Source organism: Streptomyces ossamyceticus, from assembly GCF_001418475.1.
GTDB lineage: Bacteria > Actinomycetota > Actinomycetes > Streptomycetales > Streptomycetaceae > Streptomyces > Streptomyces ossamyceticus.
Genome location: NZ_LIQX01000054.1, coordinates 1 through 24,224, shown reverse-complemented (window position 1 = coordinate 24,224; position 24,224 = coordinate 1). Strand labels below are relative to the sequence as shown.

Annotated in this window: 30 protein-coding genes; 13 read left to right on the top strand and 17 right to left on the bottom strand. The window is 70.3% G+C overall.

Annotation, left to right across the window (positions count from 1 at the left end; translation table 11 throughout):
* Positions 1–115: 115 nt before the first annotated feature.
* Positions 116–754 (bottom strand): RsiG family protein, encoded by a 639-nt coding sequence (locus AOK15_RS05150; protein ID WP_055513217.1) that lies wholly within the window; start codon positions 752–754, stop codon positions 116–118.
* Between the two features lie 217 nt (positions 755–971).
* On the opposite strand from AOK15_RS05150, the gene dtd reads away from it, so the two are divergent.
* Positions 972–1,397: a D-aminoacyl-tRNA deacylase gene (gene dtd / locus AOK15_RS05145; protein WP_055513226.1), complete on the top strand. Its 426-nt coding sequence runs from the start codon at positions 972–974 to the stop codon at positions 1,395–1,397.
* Positions 1,398–1,462: 65 nt separating this feature from the next.
* Here dtd and ygfZ read toward each other — a convergent pair whose 3' ends face one another.
* From ygfZ to AOK15_RS05130, 3 genes are all read right to left on the bottom strand, one after another.
* The gene (gene ygfZ / locus AOK15_RS05140) at positions 1,463–2,428 is read right to left on the bottom strand and encodes a CAF17-like 4Fe-4S cluster assembly/insertion protein YgfZ (protein ID WP_055513215.1); all 966 of its coding nucleotides are present in this window, start codon (positions 2,426–2,428) and stop codon (positions 1,463–1,465) included.
* 10 nt (positions 2,429–2,438) lie between these two features.
* The gene (locus AOK15_RS05135) at positions 2,439–2,960 is read right to left on the bottom strand and encodes a Fur family transcriptional regulator (protein WP_063798945.1); all 522 of its coding nucleotides are present in this window, start codon (positions 2,958–2,960) and stop codon (positions 2,439–2,441) included.
* 63 nt (positions 2,961–3,023) lie between these two features.
* Positions 3,024–3,599 (bottom strand): heme-binding beta-barrel domain-containing protein, encoded by a 576-nt coding sequence (locus tag AOK15_RS05130; RefSeq protein ID WP_055513213.1) that lies wholly within the window; start codon positions 3,597–3,599, stop codon positions 3,024–3,026.
* 275 nt (positions 3,600–3,874) lie between these two features.
* On the opposite strand from AOK15_RS05130, the gene AOK15_RS05125 reads away from it, so the two are divergent.
* Entirely contained in the window at positions 3,875–4,237 is a 363-nt protein-coding gene (locus tag AOK15_RS05125) for a DsrE family protein (RefSeq protein ID WP_055513211.1), read from the top strand.
* 38 nt (positions 4,238–4,275) lie between these two features.
* Here the strand turns inward: AOK15_RS05125 and AOK15_RS05120 are convergent, their stop codons facing one another.
* The 7 genes from AOK15_RS05120 to AOK15_RS05090 form a co-directional block, all read right to left on the bottom strand.
* Complete coding sequence (locus AOK15_RS05120; protein ID WP_055513208.1) at positions 4,276–4,545, bottom strand: DUF3099 domain-containing protein; 270 nt, start codon at positions 4,543–4,545, stop codon at positions 4,276–4,278.
* A 98-nt stretch (positions 4,546–4,643) separates the two neighbouring features.
* Positions 4,644–4,934, bottom strand: a complete 291-nt coding sequence (locus AOK15_RS05115; RefSeq protein ID WP_004000115.1) for a DUF1416 domain-containing protein — start codon at positions 4,932–4,934, stop codon at positions 4,644–4,646.
* A gap of 78 nt (positions 4,935–5,012) precedes the next feature.
* Positions 5,013–5,852, bottom strand: a complete 840-nt coding sequence (locus AOK15_RS05110; protein WP_055513206.1) for a sulfurtransferase — start codon at positions 5,850–5,852, stop codon at positions 5,013–5,015.
* 427 nt (positions 5,853–6,279) lie between these two features.
* The gene (locus AOK15_RS05105) at positions 6,280–7,008 is read right to left on the bottom strand and encodes an LmeA family phospholipid-binding protein (protein ID WP_055513204.1); all 729 of its coding nucleotides are present in this window, start codon (positions 7,006–7,008) and stop codon (positions 6,280–6,282) included.
* 264 nt (positions 7,009–7,272) lie between these two features.
* Entirely contained in the window at positions 7,273–8,631 is a 1,359-nt protein-coding gene (locus AOK15_RS05100; protein ID WP_055513202.1) for a hypothetical protein, read from the bottom strand.
* 10 nt (positions 8,632–8,641) lie between these two features.
* Complete coding sequence (locus tag AOK15_RS05095) at positions 8,642–8,896, bottom strand: MoaD/ThiS family protein (protein ID WP_055513200.1); 255 nt, start codon at positions 8,894–8,896, stop codon at positions 8,642–8,644.
* 96 nt (positions 8,897–8,992) lie between these two features.
* Entirely contained in the window at positions 8,993–9,877 is an 885-nt protein-coding gene (locus AOK15_RS05090; protein WP_107099343.1) for an alpha/beta hydrolase, read from the bottom strand.
* 206 nt (positions 9,878–10,083) lie between these two features.
* On the opposite strand from AOK15_RS05090, the gene AOK15_RS05085 reads away from it, so the two are divergent.
* Both AOK15_RS05085 and AOK15_RS05080 read left to right on the top strand, forming a co-directional pair.
* Positions 10,084–10,863, top strand: a complete 780-nt coding sequence (locus AOK15_RS05085) for a response regulator transcription factor (protein WP_055513198.1) — start codon at positions 10,084–10,086, stop codon at positions 10,861–10,863.
* Between the two features lie 106 nt (positions 10,864–10,969).
* Complete coding sequence (locus tag AOK15_RS05080) at positions 10,970–11,992, top strand: LacI family DNA-binding transcriptional regulator (protein WP_055513195.1); 1,023 nt, start codon at positions 10,970–10,972, stop codon at positions 11,990–11,992.
* Between the two features lie 119 nt (positions 11,993–12,111).
* On the opposite strand, the gene AOK15_RS46535 is transcribed toward AOK15_RS05080, so the two are convergent.
* Positions 12,112–12,597: a hypothetical protein gene (locus AOK15_RS46535; RefSeq protein WP_240508309.1), complete on the bottom strand. Its 486-nt coding sequence runs from the start codon at positions 12,595–12,597 to the stop codon at positions 12,112–12,114.
* Positions 12,598–12,812: 215 nt separating this feature from the next.
* Between AOK15_RS46535 and AOK15_RS05070 the strand changes: the two genes are divergently transcribed.
* The 4 genes from AOK15_RS05070 to AOK15_RS05055 all read left to right on the top strand — a co-directional run bounded on the left by AOK15_RS05070 (position 12,813) and on the right by AOK15_RS05055 (position 16,767).
* On the top strand, positions 12,813–14,126 hold the full coding sequence (locus tag AOK15_RS05070; RefSeq protein WP_055513193.1) for a S1C family serine protease: 1,314 nt from the start codon (positions 12,813–12,815) through the stop codon (positions 14,124–14,126).
* Positions 14,127–14,226: 100 nt separating this feature from the next.
* Positions 14,227–14,433, top strand: coding sequence for a hypothetical protein (locus AOK15_RS05065; RefSeq protein WP_055513191.1), 207 nt, complete (start codon positions 14,227–14,229; stop codon positions 14,431–14,433).
* 133 nt (positions 14,434–14,566) lie between these two features.
* Positions 14,567–15,301, top strand: coding sequence for a response regulator transcription factor (locus AOK15_RS05060; RefSeq protein ID WP_055513189.1), 735 nt, complete (start codon positions 14,567–14,569; stop codon positions 15,299–15,301).
* On the top strand, positions 15,298–16,767 hold the full coding sequence (locus AOK15_RS05055; protein WP_055513187.1) for a HAMP domain-containing sensor histidine kinase: 1,470 nt from the start codon (positions 15,298–15,300) through the stop codon (positions 16,765–16,767). Before AOK15_RS05060 ends, AOK15_RS05055 begins: the two co-directional genes overlap by 4 nt.
* 12 nt (positions 16,768–16,779) lie before the next feature.
* On the opposite strand, the gene AOK15_RS05050 is transcribed toward AOK15_RS05055, so the two are convergent.
* Together AOK15_RS05050 and AOK15_RS05045 are read right to left on the bottom strand one after the other, a co-directional pair.
* The gene (locus tag AOK15_RS05050) at positions 16,780–17,070 is read right to left on the bottom strand and encodes a hypothetical protein (RefSeq protein WP_240508308.1); all 291 of its coding nucleotides are present in this window, start codon (positions 17,068–17,070) and stop codon (positions 16,780–16,782) included.
* Positions 17,071–17,102: 32 nt separating this feature from the next.
* Positions 17,103–17,450, bottom strand: a complete 348-nt coding sequence (locus AOK15_RS05045) for a DUF6247 family protein (RefSeq protein ID WP_055513183.1) — start codon at positions 17,448–17,450, stop codon at positions 17,103–17,105.
* Positions 17,451–17,792: 342 nt separating this feature from the next.
* Between AOK15_RS05045 and AOK15_RS05040 the strand changes: the two genes are divergently transcribed.
* Both AOK15_RS05040 and AOK15_RS05035 read left to right on the top strand, forming a co-directional pair.
* On the top strand, positions 17,793–18,458 hold the full coding sequence (locus AOK15_RS05040; protein ID WP_055513181.1) for a hypothetical protein: 666 nt from the start codon (positions 17,793–17,795) through the stop codon (positions 18,456–18,458).
* Between the two features lie 113 nt (positions 18,459–18,571).
* Positions 18,572–19,231, top strand: coding sequence for a hypothetical protein (locus AOK15_RS05035; RefSeq protein ID WP_055513179.1), 660 nt, complete (start codon positions 18,572–18,574; stop codon positions 19,229–19,231).
* A gap of 13 nt (positions 19,232–19,244) precedes the next feature.
* On the opposite strand, the gene AOK15_RS43620 is transcribed toward AOK15_RS05035, so the two are convergent.
* The gene (locus AOK15_RS43620; protein WP_055513177.1) at positions 19,245–19,451 is read right to left on the bottom strand and encodes a DUF397 domain-containing protein; all 207 of its coding nucleotides are present in this window, start codon (positions 19,449–19,451) and stop codon (positions 19,245–19,247) included.
* The gene (locus tag AOK15_RS05025) at positions 19,448–20,281 is read right to left on the bottom strand and encodes a helix-turn-helix domain-containing protein (protein WP_055513221.1); all 834 of its coding nucleotides are present in this window, start codon (positions 20,279–20,281) and stop codon (positions 19,448–19,450) included. The genes AOK15_RS43620 and AOK15_RS05025 overlap by 4 nt, the downstream gene beginning before the upstream one ends.
* Positions 20,282–20,430: 149 nt before the next feature.
* Here AOK15_RS05025 and AOK15_RS05020 point away from each other — a divergent pair, with 149 nt between their 5' ends.
* The 3 genes from AOK15_RS05020 to AOK15_RS05010 all read left to right on the top strand — a co-directional run bounded on the left by AOK15_RS05020 (position 20,431) and on the right by AOK15_RS05010 (position 21,963).
* Entirely contained in the window at positions 20,431–20,685 is a 255-nt protein-coding gene (locus tag AOK15_RS05020; RefSeq protein WP_107099341.1) for a hypothetical protein, read from the top strand.
* Complete coding sequence (locus AOK15_RS05015; protein WP_055513176.1) at positions 20,685–20,990, top strand: hypothetical protein; 306 nt, start codon at positions 20,685–20,687, stop codon at positions 20,988–20,990. The genes AOK15_RS05020 and AOK15_RS05015 overlap by 1 nt, the downstream gene beginning before the upstream one ends.
* Before the next feature lie 82 nt (positions 20,991–21,072).
* Positions 21,073–21,963: an AraC family transcriptional regulator gene (locus AOK15_RS05010; RefSeq protein WP_055513174.1), complete on the top strand. Its 891-nt coding sequence runs from the start codon at positions 21,073–21,075 to the stop codon at positions 21,961–21,963.
* 91 nt (positions 21,964–22,054) lie between these two features.
* On the opposite strand, the gene AOK15_RS05005 is transcribed toward AOK15_RS05010, so the two are convergent.
* The gene (locus AOK15_RS05005; protein ID WP_055513172.1) at positions 22,055–23,857 is read right to left on the bottom strand and encodes a bifunctional metallophosphatase/5'-nucleotidase; all 1,803 of its coding nucleotides are present in this window, start codon (positions 23,855–23,857) and stop codon (positions 22,055–22,057) included.
* Between the last annotated feature and the right edge of the window lie 367 nt (positions 23,858–24,224).

Here is a 24,224-nt window from a genome sequence, read left to right as displayed (position 1 = left end):
CCGCCCCACCATGCCGTCGCCCCGGCTCCGCGGTCACCGGAGCCGGGGCGACGAACCAGAGCCACAGCCCTGGCCCTGGGAGGTGGCCGCAGTCGCGGCGGTCGTACCCGGTGTTTCAGAGGAGCAGGTCGTCGACCTGCGCCTCGCCGTCGCGGTACCGCCGCGCGATCTCGGCGCTGCACTCGTCCGCCGTGCGCTGGAGCCGCCGGCGGCGGCCGGACACCTGCTGCTCGTAGCGGACGAGGCGGCCGAGCCCGGCGGTGAGTTCCTCGTCGGTGCGGGCGCCGAGGTCGGACAGTTCGACCTCGGCGAGCGTCTCGGCCGCCAGCAGCCGGTACTCCTCGCCGTGCGGCGTCCCCACGGTGACGTGCCGGGCCGACGAGCGGTGCCGGGCCGGCGCGTCGGTGAGGATCTCGGAGAGCCGGTCGACCAGCGCCGGCGTACGCCCGTCGGGGCCGGACGGCTGTGCCGTATCCCCTCGGCGGGCCAACTCGGCGCGCAGGATGTCGATCCGGCCCTGGAGCAGCCGCCGCACATAGCTGAGGTCGGCCTCGTCCCGCTGGGCGTCCCGGCGCAGGGTGCGCAGCTCCGGCAGCCGCAGTCGGGACAGGTCGTGCTCCGGCGGGTCCGGCGGCAGCAGTGGTTCGCTGTCCGTGCGCTGGACCGGCGGCCGGCGGATCCCGGGGGCGGGCCCCGGCCCCGTCCGGACAAACGTGGCAGTGCCCGGGGGCTGCCCGGTACTGGATGTGCTCATGCGCCTCAACCGTCCCCTCGACCGGTGTGTGTGAGCATGGTGCCACTCTCGGTGGCCGCCATGTGACCGAGTCCCCCCGATCCACCCCCAGACGGTCGGTAATGGATCAATAAGAAAGACCGGGCAAAGTGCGCTTCAAACGCCCTTGATCACCAACCCCCCGGAAGGAGGACCCCCTCACGCACGGCTGATGGACGGCGGCGGCATGATGGTCGGCATGCGTGCGGTGGTGCAGAGGGTCGACGGCGCGAGCGTCGTCGTGGACGGTGAGACGGTCGGGGCGATCGAGGGCGAGGGCCTGTGCGTCCTGGTCGGGGTGACCCACGAGGACACGAAGGAGAAGGCCGCGCAGCTGGCACGGAAGCTGTGGTCGCTGCGGATGCTGGACGACGAGAAGTCGTGCAGCGACATCGACGCGCCGCTGCTCGTGATCAGCCAGTTCACGCTGTACGGGGACGCCCGCAAGGGCCGCCGGCCCACGTGGAACGCGGCGGCGCCGGGCGATGTCGCGGAGCCGCTCGTCGACGAGGTGGTCGACCGGTTGCGGGCGTTGGGGGCGACCGTGGCGACGGGACGGTTCGGCGCGAAGATGCGGGTGTCCCTGACGAACGACGGCCCCTTCACGGTCCTGCTGGAGATGTAGGGGCGCCCGGCCGGCCACGCCCGAGCGCCCTCACCTGCACGAACGGGCCCCGGCAGCCCGGCTCCCTACGGCTCGACGATGACCTCCTGGGCCGCCGCGGTCGTGTCAGCGAGGAGCGGCGCGTCCACGGGGACGTTCCGCTTCACCAGGGCCAGCGCGACCGGGCCCAGCTCGTGGTGGCGCACCGACGTGGTGATGAAGCCGAGCTTGCGGCCCTCGGGGCCGTCGTCGGCGAGCCGGATGTCCGTGCCGGGGGGCGGCAGGTGGACCTCGCTGCCGTCGAGGTGGAGGAAGACCAGCCGCCGCGGCGGCTTGCCCAGGTTCTGCACGCGGGCGACCGTCTCCTGACCGCGGTAGCAGCCCTTCTGGAGGTGCACCGCCGAGCCGATCCAGCCGAGCTCGTGCGGGATGGTGCGGTGGTCGGTCTCGAAGCCGAGGCGGGGCCGGTGCTGCTCGACCCGCAGCGCCTCGTACGCCAGCAGGCCCGCCGCCGGGCCGGCCTTCTCGGCGTACGTCTCCAGGTCCGCCCTCGGGAGGAACAGGTCACGGCCGTACGGCGTCTCGCGGACGACGACGCCCTCCGGGACCTCGGCGATCGACCCGGCGGGGAGGTGGACGACCGCGAAGTCGTCCGTGCGGTCGGCGACCTCGACCCGGTAGAAGAACTTCATCGACTCCAGGTAGGCGAGCAGCGCCTCCCGGGTGCCGGGCTCGATGTGGGCCCACACCGTCTCGCCGTCGTCGACGAGGTACAGGGCGTGCTCGATGTGGCCGTTGGCGGAGAGGATGAGCGCCTCGGTGGCCTGGCCGGTCGGGAGTTCGCTGACGTGCTGGGTGAGCAGCAGATGCAGCCAGCTGAGCCGGTCCTGGCCGGTGACGGCGATGACGCCCCGGTGGGAGAGGTCGACGAATCCGGAGCCGTCGGCGAGGGCGCGCTGTTCGCGGAACAGATCGCCGTAGTGGGCGGCGACACCTTCGTCCACGCCCTCCGCGGGGACGGCGCCGGGCAGGGACAGCAGAGGGCTTTTCATACGACTAAGCCTACGACTCGGTATTTGAATCTTTCAGGTCGTCCGGGGCGCTCCGGCCCGCGTCACCCCCACGGCCGCTCGGCGCGGCCTTCCCGGTGCGCGCCGCCTTCTCGGCTTTCGCCGAGCAGTCCGCGCAGCGGCCGAAGATCGCGAAGTGCTTCATGTCCGTGTCGAAGCCGAACGTCTCGCGCAGCTTGTCCGTGAACTCGGCGGCCACCGAGACATCGGCCTCGATGACCGTGGTGCAGTCCCGGCACACGAGGTGGATGTGGTGGTGCCGGTCGGCCAGGTGGTACGTCGGCGCGCCGTGCCCCAGATGGGCGTGGCTGACCAGCCCCAGCTCCTCCAGGAGCTCCAGGGTCCGGTAGACGGTGGAAATGTTGACCCCCGACGCCGTCTTCCTCACTTCGGCGAGGATGTCGTCGGGGGTCGCGTGCTCCAGGGTGTCCACGGCTTCGAGCACAAGCTGCCGCTGCGGAGTCAGGCGGTAACCGCGCTGCCGCAGATCAGTCTTCCAGTCGGTGCTCACCACACTGGAAGTCTAGGGTGTTTGAAAGTCGGGTGCTGTGCCGGACTTTCAAACACCCCCTGGTGACTACTTGAAGAAGGCGATGCCGTCGTCCGGCATGTCGTCGGGGAGGGCCTTGGCCCAGCGCTCGACGTCCTCCGGGGTGACGACCTTCTTCAGGTGGGCGGACATGTAGGGGCGCAGCTCGACCTCGGGGGTCTGCTTCTCACCGACCCACATGAGGTCGCTGTTCACATAGCCGTACAGCCGCTTGCCGCCGGTGTAGGGGCCGGAGGCGGCGGTCCGGGCGACAGCGTCGGTGACCAGGTCGATCTGGGGCTTCTTGTCGGCGAGCTCGCCGTACCAGACCTCGACGACACCGTCGTTGCGGACCATGGTGACCTCGACCTTGCGGTCGGCGTCGATCCGCCAGAAACCGGACTCGGACTCCAGCGGACGGACCTTGTTGCCCTCGTTGTCCAGCACCCACGAGTGGGAGTGGTACTCGAGGAAGTCCCGGCCGTCGTGGGTGAAGGAGACCTCCTGGCCGAAGTTGCACTTCTCGGCGCCGGGGAAGTCGTGGACGCCCGCACCGGACCAGTTCCCGAGCAGGAAGGCGAGGGGGACGAGGTCCTTGTGCAGGTCGGACGGGATCTCGATCATGAGTGGCGGTTCCTGGGGTGGTCGGTCAGCGCTGGCCCTGGTACAGCTTCTTCACAGCCAGTCCGGTGAAGGCGAGAACGCCGACGCAGACCGCGACCAGCAGGAGTTCGAAGAAGAGTTCCACGGAGTGCTCCTCGAAATGAGCGAAGGTTCGGTACTACACAGGGCCGGCCCCCAGCTTACGCGGCCCGGTCCGGGGACCGTCCGTGAGGTCCGCGCGGTCGCGCCCGTGCGGTCGGCGGACCGCCGGGAGATCGTCGGACTACGCTGCGCACATGGCGAAGAAGCTCGTGATCAAGGTGACGGCGGGGGCGGACGCTCCCGAGCGCTGCTCCCAGGCGTTCACGGTGGCCGCGGTGGCCGTGGCCAGCGGGGTGGAGGTCTCCCTGTGGCTGACCGGTGAGTCGGCGTGGTTCGCGCTGCCGGGCCGGGCCGCCGAGTTCGAGCTGCCGCACGCGGCGCCGCTGCCGGATCTGATCGACTCGATCCTGGCCGGCGGCCGTCTCACCCTGTGCACGCAGTGCGCCGCGCGGCGCGACATCACCGAGCGGGACGTCATCGAGGGCGTACGGATCGCGGGTGCCCAGGTCTTCGTGCAGGAGTCACTGGCCGACGACACCCAGGCGCTCGTCTACTGAGACGACGGTCCACCGCCGACGGGGCGCGGGCGGGCCGCTCAGGGCTGTCGTCCGGGCCGCTTCTTGCCGTCCAGCTCGTCCCACCACTCGTCGGACTTGGGGTCGCCGGACGGGTCGTCCCACCAGCGGTCGTCGGGCCCCCGCCGGTTCGCGACGACGGCGGCCAGCGGCGGGATGACCATGGCGACCAGACACATGCCGACCGCGACGGGGACCGACCAGAGGCGTACGACCCCCCAGGCCAGGACGAAGAGCGTGAGGCACGTCCCCATCATGACGAAGTAGTGGTGGCGCCGCCGCGCGTACATGCCTCCAGGGTAGGCCCGGCGGAGCGGGCATGCCGAAGGGCCGCGCCCCAGGCGTCCAACCCAGGGGGGCGCGGCCCTTCAGCCGTTCACGGGGTGCCTCAGACGGCGATCGCGACCTCGGCGAGCGCGCCCTTCTCGGCGACGACGACCGTGCGGTCGGCGGTGGCGCCGGGGACCAGCGCGCGGACGGTCCAGGTGCCCTCGGCCGCGTAGAAGCGGAACTGGCCCGTCGCGGAGGTGGGGACCTCCGCCGTGAACTCGCCGGTCGAGTCCAGCAGACGGACGTAGCCCGTCACCGGCTCGCCGTCGCGGGTCACCTGACCCTGGATCGTGGTCTCACCGGGCTTGATCGTCGAGGCGTCCGGGCCGCCGGCCTTCGCTCCACACATGTCTTTCTCCATAAGGGGTCTGACCGGAAGGAAGGCCGGTCGGGACGAACGGGGGTGTGCGGGTACCGCTGGGGGTGCTTACTTGTTGGCGCCGAGCTCGATCGGGACGCCGACGAGGCTGCCGTACTCGGTCCAGGAGCCGTCGTAGTTCTTGACGTTCTCGACACCGAGCAGCTCGTGCAGGACGAACCAGGTCAGCGCGGAGCGCTCACCGATGCGGCAGTAGGCGATGGTGTCCTTGGCGAGGTCCACCTGCTCCTCGGCGTAGAGCTCCTTGAGCTCCTCGTCCGACTTGAAGGTGCCGTCGTCGTTGGCGTTCTTCGACCACGGGATGTTGCGGGCGGACGGGACGTGGCCCGGACGCTGCGACTGCTCCTGCGGCAGGTGGGCCGGGGCGAGCAGCTTGCCGGAGAACTCGTCGGGCGAGCGCACGTCGACCAGGTTCTGCGAACCGATCGCCGCCACGACGTCGTCGCGGAAGGCGCGGATCGCGGTGTTCTGCGGCTTGGCCTTGTACTCGGTGGCGGGGCGCACGGGCACCTCGTCGGTCAGCTCGCGGGCGTCCAGCTCCCACTTCTTGCGGCCACCGTCGAGCAGCTTGACGTTCTCGTGGCCGTACAGCTTGAAGTACCAGTAGGCGTAGGACGCGAACCAGTTGTTGTTGCCGCCGTAGAGGACGACGAGGGTGTCGTTGCCGATGCCCTTCTCCGACAGCAGCTTCTCGAAGCCCGCCTGGTCGACGAAGTCACGGCGGACCGGGTCCTGGAGGTCCTGCGTCCAGTCGATCCGGATCGCGTTCTTGATGTGGTTCTTCTCGTACGCGGTGGTGTCCTCGTCGACCTCGACGATGGCGATGTTCGGGTCGTCGAGGTTGGCCTCGACCCAGTCGGCGTCGACCAGGACGTCGCTGCGGCTCATGCTGTTTCTCCTCCGGGGCAGTTGCGGCGGGGCGTGCGAGGCGCCTCCGGCGGTTCGGCCGGGCGCGCACGGGTGTGTGCCCTGGCTGGTCAGGGCGGGGGAACGCGGCAGGCCTGGGCTGCCGCTCAGAAAGTGCGACAGAGCATGGCGGCGACGCGGCACAGGTCTACTGCCCGCCGCTTCGTGAGATCCGCCTGTCGCTTCATGGTTGTCGATCGTAGGGACGGACAGGCGGGCGTGTCACCGGCATGTCGTATTCTGAGACACGATCGTCCGGATTGTGAGATGAGTTCCCCGTGAGGCCGGTGCCGGAGGGGCGGACGGGTCGGTGCGGCCGTCGTCACATCTACGGTACGGACGCCGCCGTCTCGCCTTTCGGACACCGCAGCTCGTCGCCCCGGTGGTCTCGGTGGTCCCGGCTACCGGACTACCCGGCCAGCTGGACGTTCGAACCCCGCACCGAGATCTCCACGCCGTCCGACGCGGCCTCCACCTTGTCGAGCTTGATGCCGCCCGGCAGACCGTCGATCCGCTGCTGGAAGTCGGTGATCGAACGGACCTGGCCCTCCGCGGCCTGGACCACGAGGTTCGGCAGGTTGTCGGCGTGGACCTTCACGACGTCGTCGTCGACGGTGACCGTGCTCAGCACCGGGTACGTCGTGGAGGAACCGAGGGCGGAGACCTTGATGTTGACCTTGATCTTGCCGTTGCCGCCGTCGGAGAGGCCGGTGACCTGGGCGGTCACTCCGGGGAGAATCCTCGTCGGCTCGGACTTCGCCGCCTTGAGGAGTTCGTCGTACGAGATGGTCGCGGCGCCGGTGGCGGAGGCGGCCGTGGCGGAGCTGTAGTCGCCGGAGAACTTCACGCCGCGCATGTGCGCCGTCAGGTCGGCGATGCGGATGCTGTCGTCGGAGTTGCCGGTGGTGGCCTCGTAGTCCGAGATGCCGACCTCGACGTCGTCCAACTCGCCGCCCGCGACCTGGGTGAGGAAGGGGAAGCCGTTGATGGAGACGTCCGGGGTGGCGGTCAGGCCCTCGCTGCTCTTGAGCTTCTTGGCGACCTCGTCCTCGGCGAACCCGACGGCCACGCGGTCCGCGACCACGAAGAGGCCGCCCAGGATCACGGCGACGATCACAAGTATCCGCAGTGCGCGCATGTCTCGGTGTTCCCCACGTAGTCCACTCGGCGGCCCGCCCGTCTCAACGACCAGAGTGGCCGCTCCGGGCGAGACTAATCGCGCCGAAGTAAAGCCGGGGCGAACTCCTGAACGTTGTTGATCACCTGTGACAGGACGCGGGCTGGGGGAACCGGGCTTCGGGTGCGGGTGCGTGGGGGCNNCCCCCACGCACCCGCACCCGCCGAACAAACCGCGCGCCCCGAGCTATGAGGCGCCCGGCCGAGCCATGAGGCGCGCCCGGCCTCAGCCCAGCGCCCGGCCCAGCAGATACACCGCCGGCGCCGCCGCGGCGAGCGGCAGCGCCACCCCCGCCGTGAAGTGCACGAACCGGGACGGGTAGTCGTAGCCGGCGACCCGGTGTCCGACCAGCGCGCACAGCCCGGCCCCCGCCCCCAACAGCGCACCGGAGCCGCCGAGATCGATCACCTCGCCGACGGCGAACCCCGCACCGGCCGCCGCCAGCAGCGCCACCACCACGGACGCCGCCGTCGGCAACGGCAGTGCCCGCGCCACCACGGCCACCGCGACCGCGACCCCGCCGACGGTGACCGCGTCCGCGGCCGCCGCCAGATATCCGGTCGCGATGATCGCCAGCGCCGCCGAGGCGATCGTCGCCATCAGCCCGTACATCCGCTCGTCGGGGTCCGCGTGGCTGCGCAGCCCGAGCACGATCCCGAGCAGCACCCACACCCCGAGCGTCCCGAGGATCGCCGCGGGCGCGTGCTCCCGTCCGGCCGCGAACAGCGCCGCGTCCGCCGCGAGCGCGCCCGCGAACGCCAGCACGATGCCCTGCCGGGCCGGCCACATGCCGTTCAGCCGGAACCAGCCCGCCGCCGTCACGGCCTGGAGGATCACCAGCGGTACGGCGAGGGCGTACTCCCCGATCGCCGCCGCGCCCGCCAGCAGCAGCCCCAGTACGGCCGTGATCAGCGCCGGCTGCATGCCGGGCTCGATGATCGGCGACCGTCCCTCGGCCCGCGCCCGCTGCGCGTCGGTGATCCGCGCGTTCCCGGTGAGCGTCGGAGGCCCGTACGCGGGCCCGGCCTCGCCGGAGCCGCCGGAGTCGCCCCCCTGGGCGTGGCCGTGCGGAGCAACCGGCGCCTGCCCGTGCGGCTGACCGGCCGTGGCATGCGAAGGCACCGGGGCCTGCCCCTGGGCAAACCCCTGGCCCTGGGGGTACCCCTGTCCCCCTGGAGCGGGCTGACCCTGCGAGCCGGCCTGCCCATACGGTCCGGGCCGGCCCTGCGCCCCCACCTGCCCGTACTGCCCGTGCTGCCCAGGCTGCCCCTGCTGTCCGGCCTGTCCCTGCTGTCCGGGCTGGTGGTCCGGGGCGTACTGCGCGGGGCGGCCGTCCGTCTGCGGGGGCAGGTACCCCGTCTCCGTCAGGTTCGCCGCGAAGGGGGCCGCCTGCGGCTGCACCTGGGTCTCCCAGGTCTGGCCCTCCCACTGCTGCGTGTACTGCTGCGCGTGGGCGGCCTGCTCCTCGTCGTACCCCTGCCACTGCGGCTGCGCCGCGTACGACTGCTGCTGCTCCGGCTGCTGGTGGGCGTCGTAGCCGGGGTGCCCCTGGTGGCCCTCGTACCCGTACGGCTGGTTGCTCATGATGTGGGGGTCACCCTCCTGCGAACGGCGGGAGCACCTCGACCGTGCCGCCCTCGGCCAGACGTACCGTCTCATGTTCACGGGTGCCCACTGGGTTCCCGTCGACGAGGAACGAGCATCGCCGCAGTACACGGACGAGTTCGCCGGGGTGACGCTCGCGGATCTCGCCGAGGGCCTCGGCGAGGGTGTCCGCGTCGTAGGGCTCCTCGGAGATGCCGGCGGCGGCTTTGGCCGCGGCCCAGTAGCGGACGGTGCCCTTTGGCATCTGCGTTCCTCTTGGTTAGTCGTGACGGGGTTCAGGCTACGGGGGAGTCCGTGCCGTGGAGAAACCGCGGGCGGATCGCGCCGCCCGGCCCGTTCCTCAGCCCCCGGTCCCCAGCACCCAGTCCCCCACACGGTCCAGCAGCTCCCCGGTGGTCGCGTGTTCCGCGTGGCCCATCCCCTCCTCCAGCCACAGTTCCGCGTGCCCGTCCGCGGCCTCCGCGAGCATCCGGGGGTGGTCGACCGGGAAGTAGCCGTCGCTGTCGCCGTGGACGATCAGCAGCGGCGTCGGGGCGATCAGGGGCACCGACTCCACCGGGGAGGGCGGGACCGGGTCCCAATCGCGGTGGTGGATACGGATGCCGAAGCCGTAGCGGCCGACGAGACGGCCGGCGGGGCGGGTGACCAGCCAGTGGAGACGGCGCATGGGGGCCGTGCCCCGGTAGTACCAGCGGGCGGGCGCGCTGACCGAGACGACCGCGTCGACGCCGGCGTCCGGCAGGGCCGCGTGGCGCAGGACGACCGAGCCGCCCATGGAGAAGCCGACCGTGACGACGCGTTCGTGCCCGAGGTCGCGGGCCCAGCGGACGGCCGCCGCCAGATCGAGGACCTCGCGGTCACCCACCGTGGAGTGACCGCCGGACCGTCCGTGGCCGCGGAAGGAGAAGGTCACGACGGAGCCGTACCGGGTGAGGGACGCCACCACTCTTCGAACGTGCGGCCGGTCCACACCGCCCGTGAACCCGTGCGCGACGACGATCGCCGGAGAGCTTCCGAGTGGCTTTCCGGTGTCATCGGGGAGAGGGTGAGAGGCGTTGTATACGACGCTGCCCGGGTCGTATACGGCCTCGATATTCACCCCGTCTTCCGTGGTCAGAAACCTGCGCAATGGGCTCGTCGGCGGTCGGGAAGCGGTTCGGTCCCCCGTCTCAGAGTCCGGGATATCGAAAGATCGCGTCACATCACCTGCCGGACCGGCGCTCATGTGGGCTATTCTGCTGGACAGAGGACTCGGGCAACGTAGCCCCCGGGTCCTTTTGTGCTTTCGGAAGCGTTGTATACGAAGCGGGAAACCCCAGGTGACCGCAGGTGTACGGGGCCCCGGGACGCAGAGCAGAACGCTGTGAAGTTCCGCAGTGCAGTTCGCAGTGCCGTAAACGTCCTCGCAGGGACCGAGGAGGAACCAGACGTATGAGTTCTCTGCTGCTCCTGACCAATGCCCTCCAGCCGTCGACGGAGGTGCTCCCGGCTCTCGGCCTGCTGCTGCACAACGTGCGGGTGGCCCCGGCGGAAGGCCCCGCACTCGTCGACACCCCCGGTGCCGACGTGATCCTCATCGACGGACGCCGTGACCTCCCGCAGGTCCGCAGCCTGTGTCAGCTGCTGCGCTCCACCGGGCCCGGCTGCCCGCTCATCCTCGTCGTCACGGAGGGCGGCCTCGCCGCCGTCACCGCCGACTGGGGCATCGACGACGTCCTCCTCGACACCGCCGGCCCCGCCGAGGTGGAGGCACGGCTCCGGCTCGCCATGGGCAGGCAGCAGATCGTCAACGACGACTCCCCGATGGAGATCCGCAACGGCGACCTGTCGGTCGACGAGGCGACGTACTCCGCCAAGCTCAAGGGCCGCGTCCTCGACCTCACCTTCAAGGAGTTCGAGCTCCTCAAATACCTCGCGCAGCACCCCGGCCGCGTCTTCACCCGCGCCCAGCTGCTCCAGGAGGTCTGGGGCTACGACTACTTCGGCGGCACGCGCACCGTGGACGTCCACGTACGACGGCTGCGCGCCAAGCTCGGTCCCGAGCACGAGTCGCTGATCGGCACCGTCCGCAACGTCGGTTATCGATTCGTTACGCCCGAGAAGGGCGAGCGCGCCGGCGACGAGACGAAGGCCAAGGCCGGACGCGCAAAGGCGGAGGATGCGGACGAGACGGCGCCCCTGGAGGCCGCCGAGGTCGCGGCCGAGGCATAGTGCACCACCCCATCCCCTCCTCGGCGCACGGCGGACACCGGGCTCTCGTACAGACGAGCCCCTGTACGCCCTGCCCAGGGGCGGTCCATCCGCGTAGACTCCGCGCGTGGCCAAGGTGACTCGGGATGATGTGGCGCGACTGGCGGGAACTTCCACCGCCGTCGTCAGCTACGTCATCAACAACGGACCCCGGCCGGTCGCCCCGGCCACGCGCGAGCGTGTCCTCGCCGCGATCAAGGAGCTGGGGTACCGGCCCGACCGGGTCGCTCAGGCCATGGCGTCGCGCCGCACCGAGCTGATAGGCCTGATCGTCCCGGACGCCCGTCAGCCGTTCTTCGGCGAGATGGCGCACGCGGTCGAACAGGCGGCCGCCGAGCGCGGCAAGATGGTCCTCGTCGGGAACTCCGACTACATCGCCGAGCGCGAGGTCCACTATCTGAGGGCGTTCCTCGGGATGCGTGTCTCCGGACTGATCCTGGTCAGCCACGCCCTCAACGACAACGCCGCCGCCGAGATAGAGGCGTGGGACGCACGCGTGGTGCTGCTGCACGAGCGGCCCGAGGCGATCGACGACGTCGCCGTGGTGACCGACGACCTCGGCGGCGCCCAGCTCGCCGTGGAGCACCTCCTCTCGCACGGACACGAGTACGTCGCCTGTCTGGGCGGCATCGCCGAGACCCCCCTGGTCGGCGACCCCGTCTCCGACCACGTCGAGGGCTGGCGCCGCGCGATGGACGACGCCGGCATCTCCACGCAGGGGCGCCTCTTCGAGGCCCCGTACAACCGTTACGACGCGTACAACGTGGCCCTCGACCTGCTCTCCGGCCCGGACCGGCCCCCGGCGATCTTCTGCTCCACCGACGACCAGGCCATCGGCGTACTGCGCGCCGCGCGTGAGCTGCGCATCGAGGTGCCCGGCGAGCTGGCGGTCGCCGGCTTCGACGACGTCAAGGAAGCGGCGCTGACCGACCCGCCGCTGACCACGGTCGCGACGGACCGCACGGGCATGGCCCGCGCGGCCGTCGACCTCGTCCTCGACGACGGCCTCCGCGTCGCGGGCTCCCACCGGGAACGGGTGAAGCTGTTCCCGTCGAAGCTGATCACGCGGCGGTCCTGCGGTTGCGCGTAGCGCCGTAAGGGTTCGGGTGCGTGGTCGGCCGCGGGTTCGTCGTGGCTGGTCGCGCCCGCGCGGCGGAGCCGCATGTGTCACCGCCCGCCCCCGAAAAGCCGCGGCCCCCTGCCGGGACGTCAGACGCGGTCGAGCTGCCAGGCGATCGCGCCGGTTGCCCCGTCGCTGCCGTCGACGTCGATGCGGAGCGGCTCGGCGCCGGTGACGCGCTGCTGGACGAGGGCGCCGTCGCACGGCACGGCGACGCCCTTCGGGCCGGAACCCGCGGGCCCGAACGCCAACCGCGCGCTGCCCCGCCCCACGCACACCAGGGTGATCCGGTACGGCTTGCCGTCCTCCAGGTGAGGCTCCGTGTGCACTCCGTCGATCACCCTCTCCACCCCGGACTCCACCAGCGCCTCTTCCCCGAGACCGGCCAGTGCCGCCTCGGCCCGCTCGGCGAGCTCCGCATCGGAAGGCCCGGCGGCGGTGGCGGTACCGGAGCGTCGGGACGGCGTGGGATCGGCCGCCCCGGCGCCACCGCCCGAGGTGCACGCGACAAGCAGCGCGGGCAGCGCTGCGGCGGCGCACACGGTGAACAACGCCCTGGAACGTGATGAGGTCATGATCAAGTCTCCCAGCGGAGACCTGCGCCCGCAGCACGGTTTCACAGACCGGGAGTTTCCGGTCGCGCGCTGCGTTCCTCGGCATCACGGCACCGCAACCCTTTGTTTCCCATGCGGCCGGGGCCTGGCGCCTTTATATGGGGCATACGAGGTTCTGCCGGGCTTCTCAGGGAGCACTCAGGGAGCTCTCATGGAGGCGCGCCAAGCTCTGTGCCATGACCGAGAGCTTCCGCCGCAGCGGCGAACACGAGAACCCCTATCAGGGTGACCAGCAGCAGCACGGCACCTCTCCGGTGAACCCGGAGTGGCCGCCCCCGCCGGCCTACGAGCCGACTCCGCAGACGCCGGCGCCCGCGTACGGCTCCGCCGAGCACGGCCCGGCCGGGTACGGCTCCGCCGAGCACGGCCCGGCCGGGTACGGCTCGGCCGGGTACGGCTCCGCCGAGCACGGCCCGGCCGGGTACGGCTCGGCCGGGTACGGCTCGGCCGGGTACGGTGCGCCCCACCACGGCCCGACGGGGTACGGCGCAGCCCACCACGGCTCGGCCGGTCACGACTCCGCCGGGTACGGGTCCGCCCCGACCGCTCCGCTCTCCGAGCCGGTGTCCTCCGGTGCCGCGCCCGCGGCGACGGCTCTGTCCGCGTCCGCGTCGAAGAAGCGTGCCAAGGGCCCGCTCGCGCTGGTGGCGGCCGTGGCGATCGTCGCGGCGGCGATCGGCGGCGGTACGGCGTACGGGATCCAGGAGCTGACCGGCAACGACACCGTCGCCTCCAGCTCGACCAGCACGAGCGTGGTGCCGACCAGCCAGAAGGGCACCGTCGCCGGGGTCGCCTCGGCGGTCAGCCCGAGCATCGTGGAGATCAACGCCAGCTCGAACGGGGGTGAGTCCACCGGCTCCGGTGTGATCATCACCAGCGGTGGCGAGATCATCACCAACAACCACGTGGTCTCCGGCGCCTCCCGGATCAAGGTCACGACCCACAGCGGCAAGACGTACAGCGCCGAGGTCGTCGGCACCGACAGCAAGAAGGACCTCGCGCTCATCAAGCTGCGGGACGCCTCCGGGCTGAAGGCGGCGACCCTCGGCAACAGCAACGGGGTCAAGGTCGGCGACCAGGTCGTGGCGATCGGCTCCCCCGAGGGGCTCACCGGCACGGTGACCAGCGGCATCGTCTCCGCGCTCGACCGTGACGTGACCGTCTCCACGGACGAGGGCCGGCAGCAGCAACAGCAGCAGGGCGGTGGTGGTGGCGGCGGGTGGCCGTTCGAGTTCGGCGGCCAGGAGTTCAACGGCGACACCGGCTCCTCGACGACCACGTACAAGGCGCTCCAGACCGACGCGTCGCTCAACCCGGGCAACTCCGGCGGCGCCCTCATCGACATGAACGGCAACATCATCGGCATCAACTCCGCGATGTACTCCGCGTCCTCCTCGGGCGACGCCGGCAGCGCGGGCCTCGGCTTCGCCATCCCGATCAACACGGTCAAGTCCGACCTGAGCACGCTGCGGGCGGGCGGCTCCGACTGACGGCCACGGCGGCCACCGTGCCACTGCGGCCAGCGCGGCCACCGCAGCCACCGCAGCCACCGCAGCCACCGACTGACTCTCCTTCGACCTGGAGGTCGACATGATCAAGCAGGTTGCGCACGACGTCCCGGCCGCCGACGGCCTGGGCCCTTCCGGGCTCGGTCTCGCCCTCGCGGTGGCGGCCGAGCTGCACCCGCCGGTCACCCGGGCCCCCGAGGTCGCGCCCCCCGCGACCCGGGCCACGGCTCCCCGACGGAAGTCGGCGTCCACGGCGGCCCGCACCCGCCTCCGTACGACTGTCGGATGATCGGCTGAGGCTCGACTTATCCACAGCCCTGCCCGACCCGGCGCCCTGGAACGTGCGAGGCTGAGTCCGGATCGACCACTCCTCGCTCCCTCTCCCCCTCCACGTCCCACCGCACCCGAGGAACGACACGACCATGAGCCCCGCCGAAGGCGACCGTGAACCCCAGCGCATCCTCATCGTCGACGACGAGCCGGCGGTGCGCGAAGCACTCCAGCGCAGCCTCGCCTTCGAGGGGTACGACACGAAGGTCGCGGTCGACGGCGCGGACGCGCTGGAGAAGGCGACCGCCTACCGGCCGGACCTGGTGATCCTCGACATCCAGATGCCCCGCATGGACGGTCTGACCGCCGCCCGCCGGATCCGCGGCGCGGGCGACACGACACCCATCCTGATGCTGACGGCCCGTGACACGGTCGGTGACCGTGTCACGGGCCTCGACGCGGGCGCCGACGACTACCTGGTCAAGCCCTTCGAGCTGGACGAACTCTTCGCCCGCGTCCGCGCGCTGCTGCGCCGCAGCTCGTACGCGGCGGCCGTCGCCGAGTCGGTCCAGGAGGACGAGGCGCTCACCTTCGCGGACCTGCGGATGGACCTGGCGACCCGTGAGGTGCGGCGGGGCGACCGGCCGGTGGAGCTGACCCGTACGGAGTTCACGCTGCTGGAGATGTTCATGGCGCACCCGCGCCAGGTCCTCACCCGCGAGCAGATCCTGAAGGCCGTCTGGGGCTTCGACTTCGAGCCCAGCTCCAACTCCCTCGACGTCTACGTCATGTATCTGCGCCGCAAGACGGAGGCGGCGGGGGAGCCCCGCCTCGTCCACACGGTGCGGGGCGTGGGGTACGTCCTGCGACAAGGCGGCGCGGAGTGAAGAAGATCCTTCGCCGCTACCGCACCCTCCCGATCCGCACCCGCCTGTCCCTCCTGGTCGCGGCGGCGGTCGCCTTCGCGGTGGCGGCGGTCTCGGTGACGTGCTGGTTCATCGTGCAGGGGAAGCTGTACGACGAGGTCGACAACGACCTGGAGTCCATGGTCAGCCGTGCCCTGCCCAAGGAATGGGTCGAGGAGAACGTCCTCACGGCATGCCCCGAGGTGCCGTCCCAGACGACTGTCTTCGGCCCGAGGGGCAAGGGCTACTCCCAGGTGGTCAAGGCGGACGGCACCAGGTGCGTCTTCCCGAACTCCACGGGCGTCGTGAAGATCACCGAGAGCGACAAGGAGGTCGCCGAGAGCCCCAAGATCAAGTCGGGAACGATCCGCAACGGCACCGACGGCGCGGGCAAGTCGGTCCGCGTGTTGACCACCGCGCTCGTCGTCGAGGACCCCAGCGGTCAGTACGTCGTGCAGAACGCCGCCTATGTCGTCGCGGTTCCTCTCAAGGGCACCGAATCCACCCTCAACGACCTCGCCCTGATCCTCCTCCTCGTCTCCGGTATCGGAGTGGTCGGCGCCGGAGCGGCCGGGCTGGCCGTGGCCCGGGCGGGGCTGCGCCCCGTCGACAAGCTCACGGACGCCGTCGAGCACGTGGCGCGCACGGAGGATCTGAGCATCCGTATCCCGGTGGAGGACGAGAGCGAGGACGAGGTCGCCCGGCTGTCCCGCTCCTTCAACTCGATGACGAGCGCGCTGGCCAGCTCCCGTGACCTCCAGCAGCAGCTGATCGCGGACGCGGGCCACGAGCTCCGCACCCCGCTGACGTCCCTGCGGACGAACATAGAGTTGCTCAGCCGCAGCGAGGAGACGGGCCGTCCCATCCCGGCCGACGACCGCAAGGCCCTGCTCGCCTCGGTGAAGGCACAGATGACGGAACTGGCCTCGCTGATCGGCGACTTGCAGGAGCTGTCCCGCTCCGACTCCGGTCAGAACGGCGGCCGGCTGCAGATCGTCGACTTCCAGGAGACGGTCGAGGCCGCGCTGCGCCGGGCCCGGCTGCGGGGCCCCGAGCTGACGATCACGTCGGACCTCCAGCCCTGGTACGTGCGCTCCGAGCCGTCGGCGCTGGAGCGGGCGATCGTCAACATCCTGGACAACGCGGTGAAGTTCAGCCCCGGGGGCGGCACGATCGAGGTGACGCTGGACTCGGGTGTCCTCACGGTCCGGGACCACGGCCCCGGCATCCCCGCCGACGAACTCCCCCATGTCTTCGACCGCTTCTGGCGCTCCCCCAGCGCAAGGGCCCTCCCCGGCTCCGGCCTGGGTCTTTCCATCGTGGCCCGCACGGTCCAACAAGCGGGCGGCGAGGTCACCCTGACCCGAGCGGAGGACGGCGGCACGCTGGCGACGGTTCGACTGCCGGGGGCGGCTACGCCTCCACCGGAGTCACCGGAGGCCGCGTAAAGAGGCCCGCAGTCACTGCCAGAAGACCTCATCCACGACGATCTGCGGATCGTCCACACGGGGCACGAAATCGTAGATCAGCCAGCCGTGCCCGTGGTCGAAGAAGAAAATGTGACGCCCCTTCGGATCGGTGGACCGCAGGGGCCGGACCGTCATACCTGCGGGGAGATCCGCATCCGTCTCGACACCCCGAAAGTAGGGATCCTTCGCCGTGACCAGCTCGGCGCGCGCGGCGTCGATCATCTTCCGCACCTGCTCGGGCAGCGAGTCGCGGGTGGCCTGGGCTTTGAGTGCCCAGTCCATCTGCCACGGCGGGCCCATGAATCCGCTACTCGTCACTGGCCGGGCTCCAGCCGGTGTGCCTGGTGACGGATATTGGCCGACTCCTCGATGAGGGCCTTGGCCTCGTCGATGTCGGTGCACTCAGCCACGCGGTGGTGGAGATCAGTGACGTGGGCGTCCAGTTTCGGATCACGGGCGATCGCGTACTCGACCCACCAGCGCGCCATGAATGCCGGCACCGGGCCCAGGTCGTAGGCATCGGCGATCGCCCATTTCCAGTGCGCGTCGAAGTCCGGGAGAAGCTGGGGAGCATGCTCGGCGATCGCCCTGCGCAGTGCCGCGGGGGTCCGCTCAGGCATGGGAGGGACGACCTGATCGAAATCCTCAGCGCGCGCAGCCATGACCGAGGTCCTCCTTCGTCGCGTCGTGTCTACGACCATAACCGCGCTCACCACCCCAGCGCGGCTCGTCCACGCACGCTCTCAGGCCGGGCCTGTGGACGCTCTGACCAGTGGTGGAGACCTGCATCGAAGTTCGTGTTGACCGCCATGCCGCCACCGTGGACGAACGGACCTGCCCCCGTCCCCGTTTTCCGGTCGGTTCACCCCTCGGAGCGGCGCGCGGCGTCCTTGGGGGCAGTACCCGAAGAGACAATAGAGACGGTTGTGTCGGGGTTCGTACGGTGGTCGTCCTTCCCCTGCCCCACCGGGGGGATCCAACGGGGACGATCGCTGTGAGGGACGATGCAGAAGTTCAAGCTGGTCGCCACCGGCGTAGTGACCGCGGCGCTGCTGGCCGGGACCGGGCCGGCGCAGGCGTTGTCGGGACAGGACGCGACGGGCGCCGTGGCGGCGAAGGCCTCGTCGAAGCTGAAGATCCTTAAGGAGTTCGACTACTCGCGGTCGAAGTCACGGACGTTGCCGCTGCGCCAGGGTGAGTACTACCGCAACAGCAAGGGGAAGATGGTCGGCTTCGGCTGGACCAAGATCAAGAAGCGTCACAACATCACCAAGTACGGCATCATCGGCTGGCTGGCCAAGTCGCCCAACATCGCATCGCAGGGCAACCAGCGGTACGGCCTGACCGGGTTCGCCCACCACATCAAGTGCAAGTCCGGCAGCTGCAAGATCGTCGACCGCCGCAAGATGATCCTCGTGACGGACGAGACGGCGACGCCGGTCGGCGAGGGCCCCCGCTTCGCGTACTTCGGCGCGGTGACGTCGTTCTGCTACGACACCAAGAAGACCCTGAAGTGCCCGACCTGGGTGAACACCAAGTTCAAGATCCCGAAGAGCGCGACGGCCGACGTCCAGGCCCTGAACTCCGGCACGGCGCGGAACGGGGAACGCTACGTGTTCACGTACCAGCCGGTGAAGACCGTCAAGGGCGCCCTGACTTTGGCGTCGTAGCCCGCCGCGGAGTCGGGTGGGCGGGTCGGTCGAGGGCCTGTGCGCCGCTTCGGGCATCGTGTGATGTCCGGGGCGGCGTCGCCCTGTTCGGGAAACCTTCGGGAGGACCGCGGATGAGCAGGCACGGGGAAGCCCACGAGCACGGGAAGCCCGGCGAGCGAGGGAAGCGTGGGGCATCCGGGGCGTCCGGGGCGTTCCGGGAGACGTCTCGGTACGTCTTCTCGTACGAGCCGATCGGCGCTCCTGAACCCGGATCGTCGGCTGCCGCCACCGAGCGGGATCGTCGGGACGCCGAGGTCGGCGCGTTCCTGAACCATGTCGCCGAGCTGGCCTTCGAGGCCGGGCCGAAAGGGCTGGAGCTGCGGAGTGTGGACGTGGCGGCCCGCACATGCGCCTTCCGGCAGGAACGAGAGGTGGACCCCCGGCCGCCGGTACGGGCGCCCGGCGAGGCGTCGGGCGGAGCGGTCCTGCTGGGGTCCCCCTCCTGGGCCCATCTCGCCCACCTGGTCGGCGAGCTGCCGTTTCTGTTCTCGTTCCGCGAGTACGGGCCCGAGGGCGGACCGGAACTGCGCGGCGTGGACGCGCCGACACGGGAGTGGGCCGACGTACTCGTGGAGCACCGAGGCGAACAGTGGCGCGTACGGGTCGCTCTGGAGGGCCGCGAACGCCCCGTCGCGTTCCCCGGAATGGAGATCGGCGAGCTGTTCGGCGAGGGCGACTACCGGAGGTTCCTGCTGGACGGCACGACGGATGTGCTGGACGCGGGGGTGTAGGGCCGGGTCATGTTCACCCGGCCAGGCCGGCCTTGACGCTCCCCACGAAGCGGGACCAGGAGGCGGCCGAGAAGAGCAGGGGGCGGGCGTTCGGGGTCTTGCTGTCACGGACGGGGACCAGGGGGAGGGGGCCGTCGGCGACTTCCAGGCAGTTCGTGCCGCCCCCGTCGCTGTAGGAGGACTTACGCCAGGCGGTGGTGGGGCCGGGGGTCCAGTTCATGATGTGTACTCCTCCAGAAGGCGCTTGATGAACGCCGTCGACTCCACCGGGGTCAGGGCCGCGTCCCTGACGAGATCGTAGGACAAGCGGAACTTCAGGACCCTGTCCGGATCATCGATCATCTCGCCGATGCCGTTGCCCTCCGCGTATGCGATCGCGTCGCCGGTGCGCTGCCAGAACAGCCACAGATGACTGTCCATGAGGTCGTGTACGCCGGCCGCGTAAGGCAGCACCTGAAGCGCGATGTTCGGCAGCTCCGCGGCTTCCACCAGGTGCGACAACTGGTCCGTCCAGACCTTGTTGTCGTGAACCGCTCGCCGCAGGGCCCCTTCGTCGAGGATGACGCGGATGTTCGGCGCCGATTGACGGTGCAGCAATTCTTGCCGTCCCATGCGCGCAGCCACCTGCTCCTCGATCTCGTCGCTGTTGCCAGCCGTTGTCTGGGCGCCAGACAACCCTGACAACACCGTGCGGGCGTAGTCCTCGGTCTGCAAGATGCCCGGCACGCGCAGCTGGAACAGCCACATGATCCGAGCCGTCGCCTCCAGTTCCATGAACGCCTTGTACTTGTCCTTGATGACCTCCTTCCGCGCATCCCTCCACAGGCGAACCAGCAGGTCACCGCACTCGTAATAGCTGTCCAGGTCTTCCATGACCGTCCGCTTGGAGAGCCGTTCGCCCTTCTCCAGGCGGAACAGATAGCTCTTGTCGTACGACGTCTCCGCCGACAACTGCGCCAGCGTCTTGCCCGCCTTCTCCCGGAGGAACTTCAGCGTCCGACCCAGTACGGCCCGCCCCGATTCCCGTTCCCCGTCAACCGATTCGCCCACGTCACCCCTCCCCGTTGTCTGGCGCTCCAGGCAACGCCAGGACTCTTCCCCAACGTACGCCGCAGCCGTGACGATCTGATCGCGAACGGTAATCACCGCTCGTCACCCCGACCCTGAAATAACCCTGAGACGAGAAGGGGAGCTTTGCCATGCGCGAATTCTTCGCGAGACTCCGGGAGGTGCTGGCGGCCCTGCTGCCGCCCGTGTTCGTGTCACGGCTCGCCGCCGTGGACCCACAGGCTGTGGATACCCACGAGCCACCCGAGCCCCTTCCGCTCCCCTGCGCCAAACCCGTCGACGACCTCTGGCCCTTCGAGCCCTATGACAATTTCGTGCGGCCCTACGTGCTGAGCCCCGAGGAGCTGTACGTGTACGGCGTGGACCTCGGCGAGGTGTCCGCGTGATGCCCGGTCTTCGGTTGCTGCCCTGGACGTCGCCGGACGGCAAGCCCTGTTATCTCGACCCGGACACCGCGCACCCGGGCACCCTGTCCCTGCTCGCCGACCACGTCGAGGTGATGCAGCTGGGGTCGGCGGAGGAGGTCGCGGCCGGTGGCCGGGCCGTACTCGCGGACGCGGTGGCCGGGGAGCGGGCGTTGCGGTTCGCGCTCACGCGGGCCGTGGAGTCGTTGGAGGACGTCGTACGGATCGCCGTCAGCCGGGGGCGACGGCTCGACGAGACCTCCGCGCCCATCCCCGATTCCGACTGACCCGACCCGGCCGGGCACAGGATGTCGGGTGCGGTGCGGTGTCCTCTTCCTAGCGTGGACAGCGCAAGGGAAGGAGACCGAGTTGCTGGAGCGGCTGAACGAGGCCCTGGACCACGTCGAGTCGCGGCTCGCCGAGCCGACCGAGCCGATCGAGGTGACCGAGCTGGCCCGGATCGCGGCCACGTCGGAGTACCACTTCCGTCGGCTGTTCTCCGCACTCGCGGGGATCCCGCTCTCGGAGTACATCCGGCGCCGACGGCTCACCGTCGCGGGCGCCGAGGTGCTCGCCGGGGAGCGGACCCTGCTGGAGATCGCGGTGCGCTACGGCTACGGCTCGGGCGAGGCGTTCGCACGGGCGTTCAAGGCGATGCACGGGGTGGGGCCGGGCGAGGCCCGGCGGGGCCGCGCGGCGCTGCGGTCGCAGCCTCGGATGTCCTTCCGTCTCGTCGTGGAAGGGAGGAGCAGCATGCGATACAGGGTCGTGGAGAAGCAGGAGTTCCGTGTGGTGGGGAGGAAGGTCAGGGTGCCGCTGGTCCATGAGGGGATGAACCCCGGGATCGTCGAGTTCGTCCGCGGGCTCGGGCGGGACACGATCGAGCGGATCGCCGCGCTGTCCGACGGGGAGCCGGCGGGCATCCTCGGGGTGAGCGACAACCTCGACCCGAGCCGGGCGGAGGGGACCGAACTCGACTACTACCACGCCGTGGTGACCTCCTCCGCCGCGGCCGACGTCCCGGACGACCTGGACTCGCTCGTCGTCCCGGCGGGCTCGTGGGCCGTCTTCGAGAACTCCGGCCCGTTCCCGCAGGCCCTCCAGCACCTGTGGCGGGACGTCTTCACCCAGTGGTTCCCGTCCAACCCGTACCAGAGCAGGCCGGGCCCGGAGATCCTCCGTACCCGCCTCTCCGAGGACGCCACCGAGGCGGACGCGGAGCTGTGGATCCCCGTGGAGCGGACCCCCGTCGGCGACTGAGCGATCGCGGCACGCCTGAAACGCGGAACCCCGCGCCCCTGAGAACACGGGGACGCGGGGAACCGACGGATACGGCTGACCAGCCGGCCGATCAGCTGACGATCGTGATGCGGTTGGCCGCCGGCGGGGCGATCGGGTTGCCCGCCGAGGAGTTGGCGAGCAGGTACGCCTCCAGCGCGGCGAGGTCGTCGCCCCCGACCAGGTCGTTCGTGCCCAGGCCCAGCGTGGTGATGCCGTCGCCGCCGCCCGCGAGGAAGCTGTTCGTCGCGACGCGGTACGTGGCGGCCGGGTCGAGGGCCGCGCCGTTGAGCTTGATGGAGTCGACGACGATCCGGTCGGCGCCGGTCTTCGTCATGTCCAGCGTGTACGTGAAGCCGGTCGACGGCAGCAGGATCTTCGGCGAGGCCGCGTTGGAGCCGCTGACCTGCTCCTTGAGGATCTGCACGAGCTGGGCGCCCGTGAAGTTCTGGAGGTTCACCGTGTTGGAGAACGGCTGGACGGTGAAGCCCTCCGCGTAGGTGACGACGCCGTCACCCTCGCTGCCCTTGGCGGCGTAGGTGAGGGGCGCGCGGACACCGCCGGGGTTCATCAGCGCGAGGTCGGTCTCCGGGTCCAGCTTCTTGCCGGCGGCGAGCTGCGCGTCGGCGATGAGGTCACCCATGGGGGACTCGGTGCCGGTGCTCGGGATGTCGGCGGATATGTAGCCGATGGGCCGGTTGCCGATGGGCGCGGCCAGCGTGTTCCACCGGTTGATGAGGTCCGTCATGTCGGCGGCCTTCGCCACGTCACGGGTGACGACGTGGTTCGCGGACTTCACGGCCGTACGGGAGATGTCGCCGGTCTTGCGGTCGTACGTCAGCGTCGTGTCGGTGTAGAGGCGGCCGAAGGACGCGGCCGAGGTGACCATGCGCGGCTTGCCCGACGGGTCCTTGATCGTGCAGGCGTACGCGGCGTGCGTGTGGCCGGTGACGAGGGCGTCGACCTTCGGGGTGATGTTCTTGGCGATGTCGACGATCGGGCCGGAGATGCCGTCACCGGCGCCGGGCGAGTCGCAGTCGTAGTTGTACGACGTGGAGGCGGGGGCACCGCCCTCGTGGATGAGCGCGACGACGGACTTCACGCCCTGGCGCTCCAGCTCCTTGGCGTACTTGTTGATCGTCTTGACCTCGTCCTTGAAGGTGAGGCCCTTCACGCCCTCGGCGGAGACGACGCCCGGCGTGTCCTCCAGGGTCACACCGATGAAGCCGATCTTGACGCCGTTCTTCTTCCACACCCAGTAGGGCTTCAGAAGGGGCTTCTTGGTCTTGTTCTCGATGACGTTCGCCGCGAGGTACGGGAAGTCCGCGCCCTTGAACTTCTTGCCCTTGACGTAGCAGCCGGCGGTGGGGTGGCAGCCGCCCTTCTGCAGGCGGGCCAATTCCTTGGCGCCCTCGTCGAACTCGTGGTTGCCGACGCTGGTGACGTCGAGGTCGAGGTTGTTCAGCGCCTCGATGGTGGGCTCGTCGTGGAACAGGCCCGACAGCAGCGGCGAGGCGCCGACCATGTCACCGGCGGCCGCCGTGATCGAGTACGGGTTGTCCCCGCGGGCGTCGCGCAGATGCGTGGCCAGGTACTCCACACCACCGGCGTTGATCGTCGTGGTCGTGCCGTCCTCGTGCAGCTCGGTCACCCGGCCCGAGGAACCGGCCGGCGGCTCCAGGTTGCCGTGCAGGTCGTTGAACGACAGCAGCTGCACGTCCTGGTACCGGCTCGGCTTGGTCTTGCCCGGCTTGGCCTCACCGGCGCTCGCCGGCATGGCGGCGGCCAGCGCACCGACGGTCGCGAGGCCGGCCGCGACCGCGACGATCCGGTTGCGGCGGCTGCCACGGCGTTGCGCGTGGGGTGTGGCTGACATGTGCCCCCCTGGTTCGTAAGAGACGTAAGGAAAACGTGAGAACAGGCCCCGTCGGCCCGAAGCGTAGATTCAACGCGCGTAGCGCGACAGGGGGTTCATGGTTACGACCTGGTTGCCATCGAGGAGGATGGTTGACAAAACGGGGCGTTCGGCCCGTCCGAAAGGGGCGCGGGAGTGCCACATGCGCCACTCCGCCGCGAGGTCGGACAGCCCCCGGCCCGGCTCGACCACGGTGGCGTGATCTCGTCGTCCACGGCGCCGCCACGGGGCGGGATTCACGTCCCCGTGCCGGTCCACCGCGCAGGTGGGATCACGTCACGCGCCGCCCGCCACGTAGGCGGGTTGGCGTCACGCACCACTCCGCCCG